The organism is Elioraea tepidiphila DSM 17972, assembly GCF_000378465.1.
Classification (GTDB): domain Bacteria; phylum Pseudomonadota; class Alphaproteobacteria; order Acetobacterales; family Acetobacteraceae; genus Elioraea; species Elioraea tepidiphila.
Genome location: NZ_KB899944.1, coordinates 19,556 through 27,133 on the forward strand (window position 1 = coordinate 19,556; position 7,578 = coordinate 27,133).

Sequence of the window (7,578 nt, forward strand, 5' to 3'; positions counted from 1 at the left end):
GCGTGGCGGCGACCTCCCAGAAACTGCCGGCACCGGCCGTGCCCCAGCCACCCCGGCGGGCCCGCGCCCTCGGTCTCGGCGGCAACCGCGCCGCGCTCGATCCCGCCGCGCTGGCCCGCCGCCGCTTCGTCGTCGCCGTGCTGAAGCGCGCCCTGCCGGCCGCCGCCCTCGCCGTGCTGGCGCTGATCGTGCTCTGGCCCGAGCTCTCCGGCGTCGATGACCGCGTCCGCCTCGCCTACCGCAAGCCCGACAGCACCATGGCCGACAGCGCCCGCTTGGTCGCGCCGCGCTATGTCGGCCGCGACGAGCGCGGCCGCCCATACGAGCTCGCCGCCGAGACCGCCGAGCAGCCCTCCGGCTCGCAGACCGTGAACCTCACCAAGCCCGTCGGCGACATCACGCTGGAGGACGGGGCCTGGGTCGCGCTGAAAGCCGAGACCGGCTGGTACCAGCGCGAGCGGGCCCTGCTCGACCTCGAAGGCGAGGTCACGCTGTTCCACGACGCCGGCTACGAGATCCGCACCGCGCGCGCGCACATCGATCTCACGGCCGGCCGCGCCGAGGGCGATGATCCGGTCGCCGCCCAAGGGCCGCCGGGCACGCTCGACGGCGCCGGGTTCCGGCTCGAGGAGAAGGGCGCGGTGGTGATCTTCACCGGCCCCGCGCGCATGGTGCTGGTGCCGGCGGAGGGCGGACGGTGAGAGCGGCGCTGCTGCTTGCCGCCGCGCTCGCCGTCGTCGTCCCGGCGGCGGCGCAGGAGCTCTCGCTCACCGGCGAGGGGCCGGTCGAGATCCTGGCCGATGACGCGATCGAGTGGCGCCGCGACGACCAGACGGTGATCGCGCGGGGCAATGCGCGCGCCACGCGCGGCGAGACGACCGTCTATGCCGACCGGCTGATCGCGCGCTACCGCAACCGCGAGGGTGCCCCGCCGGCGGGGACGAGCCCGACCGGGGCGGGCGAGATCTGGCGCCTGGAGGCCGAGGGCAATGTCCGCATCGTCGGCGGCAACGACCGCGCCGAGGCCGACCGCGCGGTCTATGACCTCGACCGGCGCGTGCTGGTGCTGACCGGGCGCGCGCTGTCGCTGACCAACGGCGCCGACCGGGTCACCGCGCGCGATGCGCTGGAGTACTGGGCCGAGACGCGGATGGCGGTGGCGCGCGGCGACGCGGTGGTGACCTCGGAGGACCGCAAGCTGGAGGCCGACACGGTGGTTGCCTATTTCGTCGAGACCGGCGCCGAGACCGAGGCGGCACCGGCCGTCGCCGGCCCGCGCGGCGCCAACAGGCTCGACCGCGCCGAGGCCTTCGGCAATGTCCGGATCACCACCGCGAACGAGGTCGTGCGGGGCGAGCGGGGCGTCTACACGCCGGGCGATGGGCTGGCGCGCGTCTCGGGCAATGTGCGGATCACGCGCGGCCAGAACCAGCTGAACGGCGCCTATGGCGAGGTGAACATGAAGACCGGCGTGTCGCGGCTGCTGCCGGCGCCGGGCGGCCGTGTCGCCGGCATGATCGTGCCCGAGGACCGCCGCCCGCCCGCCCCGGCGGCGCTGCCGCCGCCCCCGGCCCCGGCGCCGCGCCGATGAGCCCGCCCGACGCGCCCCCCGCCCGCGAGGCCGGCCCCACGCTCCAGGTCGTCGCCGGCAGCGGCGGGTTGGTCGCGACCAATCTCGGCAAGCGCTTCAAGAAGCGCCCCGTCGTGCGCAACGTCTCGCTCTCGGTGCAGCGCGGCGAGGCGGTCGGGCTGCTCGGGCCGAACGGCGCCGGCAAGACCACCTGCTTCTACCTGATCGTCGGGCTCGTCCGGCCCGATTACGGCCGCATCAGCCTGGACGGGACGGACATCACCACCCTGCCGATGTACCGCCGCGCCCGGCTCGGCCTCGGCTATCTGCCGCAGGAGGCCTCGATCTTCCGCGGCCTCTCGGTCGAGGAGAACATCCGCGCCGCGCTCGAGGTGGCCGAGCCCGACCGCGACCGGCGCGAGGCGATGCTCGACGAGCTGCTCGCCGAGTTCTCGATCAGCCATCTCCGCCGCACCCCCTCGCTCGCGCTCTCGGGCGGCGAGCGCCGCCGCGTGGAGATCGCGCGCGCGCTCGCCAGTCACCCGAATTTCATTCTTTTGGACGAGCCTCTGGCCGGCATCGACCCGATCGCGGTGGGCGAGATCCGGGATCTGGTGGCGCATCTGAAGGACCGCGAGATCGGCGTGCTGATCACCGACCACAATGTGCGCGAGACGCTCGAGATCATCGACCGCGCCTACATCCTGCATGACGGCCAGGTGATGATGGAGGGCAAGCCCCAGGACATCGTCGCGCATGACGGGGTTCGCCGCGTCTATCTCGGCGAGCGGTTCTCGCTCTAGAGGCCATCCGGGGAACCGCCCGCATGGCGATCGGTCCCAGGCTCGATCTCCGCCTCGGCCAGGCGCTGGTGATGACGCCGCAGTTGCGGCAGGCGATCCAGCTCCTCCAGTTCTCCAATCTCGAGGTCCAGGCCTGGATCGAGCAGGAGCTCGAACGCAATCCGCTGCTGGAGCGTGACGACCGGCCCGGCGAGCTTGCTCCCGCCACGCCGGCGCCCGAGGAGACGCCGCCGCTCGCGGATGCGCGCGAGGCCGTCGCCGCGGCCGGCGAGGCGCCGCTCGATGCCGATTTCGGCAATGTCTATGACGCCGGCGGCTCGGCCGATGGCGGCTACACGCCCGGCGGCGGCGCGGGCGGGCGCGGCGGCCGCGCGGATTTCGAGGAGGATGGCCGCGACGTCGAAGACCTCGCGGTCGAGCGCCGCTCCCTGCGCGAGCATCTCGCCGAGCAGCTCCGGCTCTCGATCGGCGACCCGACCGACCGGCTGATCGGCGCCTGCCTGATCGCCGGGCTCGACCCGGCCGGGCGGCTCGCCCTCGATCTCGACGCGCTCGCCCTCTCGCTCGGCTGCGGGCGCGAGCGGATCGAGGCGGTGCTCGGCCGCATGCAGCGCTTCGACCCGCCCGGCGTGCTCGCGCGCTCCTTGCGCGAGTGTCTCGAGATCCAGCTGCGCGAGCTGAACCGCTACGATCCGGCGATGGCGGCGCTGCTCGACAATCTCGATCTGCTGGCCAGGCGCGACATGCGCGCGCTGATGTCGGCCTGCGAGGTCGATGCCGAGGACCTCGCCGACATGATCGCTGAGCTGAAGCGGCTCGACCCGAAGCCGGGTGCCGCGTTCGAGGCCGAGCCCGCGACCACGGTGGTGCCGGACGTGCTGATGCGTCGCACCGAGGACGGCTCGTGGATCGTCGAGCTCAACCCCGAAACGCTGCCGCGCGTGCTGGCGAACGGCGCCTACTACGCGCGCGTCTCGGCCGGCGCGAAGTCGCGCGAGGAGAAGACCTTCATCGCCGAGCACTGGGCGAACGCGACCTGGCTGGTCAAGAGCCTCGCCCAGCGCGCGAGCACGATCCTGAAGGTGGCGGCCGAGATCGTGCGCCAGCAGGATGCGTTCTTCCGCCATGGCATCACGCATCTGCGCCCGCTGATCCTGCGCGACATCGCCACCGCCGTCGAACTGCACGAGAGCACGGTCAGCCGCGTCACCGCCAACAAGTACATCGCGACCCCGCGCGGCACGCTGGAGATGAAGTTCTTCTTCACCACCGCGATCGCCGGCACCGGGGGCGAGGCGCACTCCTCGGAGAGCGTGCGTCACCGCATCCGCGAACTGATCGCCGCCGAGCATCCGGACGCCGTGTTGTCGGACGATCAGATCGTCACCATCCTCAAGCGTGAAGGTGTGGACATCGCCCGCCGCACGGTGGCCAAATACCGCGAGGGCCTCGGCATCCCCTCGTCCGTGCAGCGGCGGCGGGAGAAGGCCATCCCGGCCTGACGCGGCCAGCGCCGCGCCGGCCGCAACCGGCGGGTCGCTTCGCACAAGGCCCGCCCTGACATGAGGGTCGAGCGATGCAGATCACGGTCTCGGGCAAGCAGGTGGATGTGGGCGAGGCGCTGCAGACCTACGTCACCGAGCAGCTTGGGAACATCGCGGGCAAGTATTTCGACTACGCGCTCGAGGCGCAGGTGGTGTTCTCCAAGGCACGCGCCTTCTTCATGTGCGACATCACCATGCACGCCGCGCGCAACATCGTGCTGCGCGGCGAGGGCGAGGCGCAGGACGCGCACGCCGCCTTCGATGCGGCGGCCGAGCATCTCGGCAAGCGGCTGCGGCGCTACCGGCGCAAGGTGAACGACCATGCGCGCGATCTCGCGCATCGCGAGCGGCCGGAAAAGGTGCGCCAGTACGTGCTGAGCCCGGGCCCGGTGGCGGAGGCCGAGCCGGCGGAGGGCGAGACGCTGGAGCTGAACGGCGATCACGCCACGGTGGTGGCGGAACTGCCGACCGAGATCGAGACGCTCACGGTGGGCGAGGCGGTGATGCGGCTCGATCTCGCCGATGCCCCGGTGCTGATGTTCCGGGACCGCAAGACCGGCTCGCTCGCGGTGGTCTACCGCCGCGATGACGGCAATATCGGCTGGATCGATCCCTCGGCGGCGAAGGTGTAGCGGGCCCGCGGCCCGGCGCCGCGAAGGAGGGCAGCTCACAAGCGGGGCGATGCGCGACGGAGAGAACCGCTGCGTTCTCGTCTCCGTCATGTCGGGCTGTGCATCGCGCCATGGCCCCGTCCCGTTTCATGGATTGGACATGACGATCCCGTCATGCCTTGCTGCGTGATCGTGCCGCATAACGGGGAGGATGGGTGGATGGCCCATCGCGGATGGCTGGTCGCGGCAGTGGTCGCGCTGCTCGCAAACGCGGCCGAAGCGATCGGCGCCGCCGAGCCGTCGCTGCCGCTGGTCGCCTTCGTGCATGCGCTCGGCGCGGCGAGCAGCCCGGCCGAGGGCTACACCGTGGCCAGCCGGGCGGCGCAGCGGATCCAGGGACCGGCGAACCTCCCGGCGCGCGGCTTCGTCACCGCGCTGCGCGACCTGCCGACCGCCGAGATCGAGGCCGCGATCGCGGCGCGAAGGGCAGCGATGCGCGAGGAGATGTCCGCCGAGCTGGTCGCCGGAATCGGCCGCACGCCGGCCGACGAGACCGGCTTCGCCGCCCTCGACCAGATGACGGACCGGCGCGTGCTCGCGCTGCTCACGCCCGAGCAGCAGGGCGCGGTGACGGCGGCCGCGACCGCGCGGCGCGCCGCGCTCGTCACCCGGCTGAAGCGCGCCGAGTCGCGCTCCCTGCGCGGGCGGGTCTATGAGGGCGACGGGGTGAGCTTCGAGTTCGTCGACCGCACACGCGTGTTCGTGAAGAGCGTCCTCGGCCACACCCTCGCCGGGAGCTACACCGAGGAGCGCGACGGCCGCGTGGTCGTGACCCTCAACAGCGAGTCCGTCGTGCTCGCGCGCGAGGGCAAGCGCCTGGTCGGCGGGCCGACGCTGCTGACCCGCACGAAGTAGCCCGGCACGGGGCGGGAGACACGGCAGTCTCCCGCCCCGTGCAGGGTCCTCATGCGGCAGGCGGGCTTGCCGAACCGCGCCGCACGGTCGATGGTGCCCGACCGCCTCAGGGAGATCTCCGCATGAACGACATCGCTTTCGCGTCGGCGACGAAGCTTGCCGCCATGATCCGCCAGAAGAAGATCAGCAGCACGGAGCTGCTGGAACTCTACCTGAAGCGGGTCGAGGCCTACAACCCGGCGCTGAATGCGATCGTCGTGCAGGACGTGGAGCGCGCACGCAAGGATGCCGCGCTGCTCGACCGCCGCCTCGCGCGCGGTGACATCGCCGGCCCCTTGCACGGCGTGCCGATGACGGTGAAGGAGAGCTTCAACGTCCAGGGCTTGCCCACCACCTGGGGCGATCCGGCCTACAAGGACAACATCGCCAAGGAGGACGCGCTGGCGGTCAGCCGCTTCCGCAACGCCGGCGCGGTGATCTTCGGCAAGTCCAACGTGCCGCTGATGCTGGCCGACTGGCAGTCCTACAACGCGGTGTATGGCACGACGAACAATCCCTGGGACCCCACGCGCACGCCCGGCGGCTCCTCGGGTGGCTCGGCGGCCGCGCTGGCCGCGGGACTGACCGGGCTCGAGATCGGCTCCGACATCGGCTCGTCGATCCGCAACCCCGCGCATTACTGCGGCGTCTATGGCCACAAGCCGAGCTACGGCATCTGCTCGCCGCGCGGCCAGTCGCTCGGCACGATCGCGCCCTCCGACATCTCGGTGATCGGCCCGCTCGCGCGCGGCGGCGCGGACCTGATGGTGGCGCTCGACGTGATGGCGGGCCCCGACGACATCGAGGCCACCGGCTGGAAGCTCACCCTGCCCAAGCCGCGCCTGCCGGGGATCAAGGGGATGCGCATCGCCATCATGGCGAACGACCCGGTCGCGCCGGTGGACGAGGAGTACGCGGCCAAGCTGGAGGCGCTGGCCCGGCCGCTGAAGAAGGAAGGGGCGAAGGTCGATCTCGCCGCGCGGCCCGACATCGACATGGCGGAGCTCTGGAAGGTCTATGTGCTGCTGCTGCGCGCGGCGACCTCGGCGCGGCTCTCCCCCGAGCAGATCGCCCGCTGGACCGAGGAGGCGGCGAAGCGTGGCGAGGACGCGACCGACTACATCGCGCTGATGGCGCGCGGCAACACGCTGCCGCACCGCGTGTGGCTGCAGATCAACGAGGTCCGGCACCGAATGCGCCAGGCCTGGGCCGCCTTCTTCAAGGAGTGGGACGTGCTGCTCTGCCCGGTGGCCGCCGGCACCGCGTTCCCGCACGACCACGAGGGCGAGCGCCACGACCGCGTGATCACGGTGAACGGCGAGCCGCAGCCCACCACGACCCAGCTCTTCTGGGCCGGCATCTCCGGGGTCTGCTACCTGCCGGCGACGGTCGCGCCGATCGGGCTCGCCAAGGGCGGGCTGCCGCTCGGCGTGCAGATCATCGCCGGGCCGTACCAGGACCGCACCGCGATCCATCTCGCGACCCTGATGGAGAAGGCGGTGCGCGGCTTCCGCCCGCCGCCGGGCTACGAGGCGGACGCGCCCGAGGAGAAGGCCGAGGCCAAGGAGCCGGTGGCGGCCTGATCGAGCAGGCCGGCGCCCGTGGCGGCGCCGGTGAGGACAAGACGATCGAGACGCGGGGGCCAAGGGCCGCAAGGCCCTTGGCCCCCGCACCGCCAATCCGAGGACAGAGCGCAGATCCCGATCAGGTGGCCTCGCCTGATCGGGTGATGAAGATGTGCGCCGGGAAACCCCTGGAGCCGTTTCCGGCAGGTCGGAACCGGCCCTAGTCCGCGTGGACAAACGTGATCCACAGTTGGATGGAGGCGAGTGTTACGAAGCCGAGGAAGCTGTCCGCGGTCTTGTCGTAGCGGGTGGCGACGCGGCGGCTGTTCTTCAGGCGGTTGATGAAGCGCTCGATGCGGCTGCGCAGCGCGTAGAGCGGGCGGCTGACGCTGTGCTGGACGTGCCGGTTGCGCTTGGTGGGGATCTCCGGCACGGCGCCCCGGTCGCGCAGGTCCTGCCGAGCCGGAGGCAACGCCCGCAGGGCGGTAATCGGGTCGCTGTCATAGCCCTTGTACCGCCCTGCGGGCGTTG

At 72.0% G+C, this 7,578-nt stretch carries 7 protein-coding genes and 1 pseudogene; 7 read left to right on the forward strand and 1 reads right to left on the reverse strand.

Translation table 11 applies throughout. The annotated features are described in order from the left end of the window. Positions 1 to 2 precede the first annotated feature (2 nt). The 7 genes from lptC to F563_RS23460 all read left to right on the forward strand — a co-directional run bounded on the left by lptC (position 3) and on the right by F563_RS23460 (position 7,065). Positions 3 to 701: an LPS export ABC transporter periplasmic protein LptC gene (gene lptC, locus F563_RS23450; RefSeq protein ID WP_051089442.1), complete on the forward strand. Its 699-nt coding sequence runs from the start codon at positions 3 to 5 to the stop codon at positions 699 to 701. Beyond that, on the forward strand, positions 698 to 1,591 hold the full coding sequence (locus tag F563_RS23455) for an LptA/OstA family protein (RefSeq protein WP_019016411.1): 894 nt from the start codon (positions 698 to 700) through the stop codon (positions 1,589 to 1,591). Before lptC ends, F563_RS23455 begins: the two co-directional genes overlap by 4 nt. Beyond that, positions 1,588 to 2,373, forward strand: coding sequence for an LPS export ABC transporter ATP-binding protein (gene lptB / locus F563_RS0119695; RefSeq protein ID WP_019016412.1), 786 nt, complete (start codon positions 1,588 to 1,590; stop codon positions 2,371 to 2,373). The genes F563_RS23455 and lptB overlap by 4 nt, the downstream gene beginning before the upstream one ends. 23 nt (positions 2,374 to 2,396) lie before the next feature. Then, on the forward strand, positions 2,397 to 3,875 hold the full coding sequence (rpoN, locus tag F563_RS0119700; RefSeq protein ID WP_019016413.1) for an RNA polymerase factor sigma-54: 1,479 nt from the start codon (positions 2,397 to 2,399) through the stop codon (positions 3,873 to 3,875). 74 nt (positions 3,876 to 3,949) lie between these two features. After that, entirely contained in the window at positions 3,950 to 4,549 is a 600-nt protein-coding gene (hpf, locus tag F563_RS0119705; RefSeq protein WP_019016414.1) for a ribosome hibernation-promoting factor, HPF/YfiA family, read from the forward strand. 198 nt (positions 4,550 to 4,747) lie between these two features. Next, positions 4,748 to 5,443: a hypothetical protein gene (locus tag F563_RS0119710; RefSeq protein ID WP_019016415.1), complete on the forward strand. Its 696-nt coding sequence runs from the start codon at positions 4,748 to 4,750 to the stop codon at positions 5,441 to 5,443. Between the two features lie 122 nt (positions 5,444 to 5,565). Further along, positions 5,566 to 7,065, forward strand: coding sequence for an amidase (locus F563_RS23460; protein WP_019016416.1), 1,500 nt, complete (start codon positions 5,566 to 5,568; stop codon positions 7,063 to 7,065). Between the two features lie 202 nt (positions 7,066 to 7,267). On the opposite strand, the pseudogene F563_RS0119720 reads toward F563_RS23460, so the two are convergent. Beyond that, a pseudogene (locus F563_RS0119720) lies at positions 7,268 to 7,578 on the reverse strand (IS5/IS1182 family transposase); the annotation flags it as partial.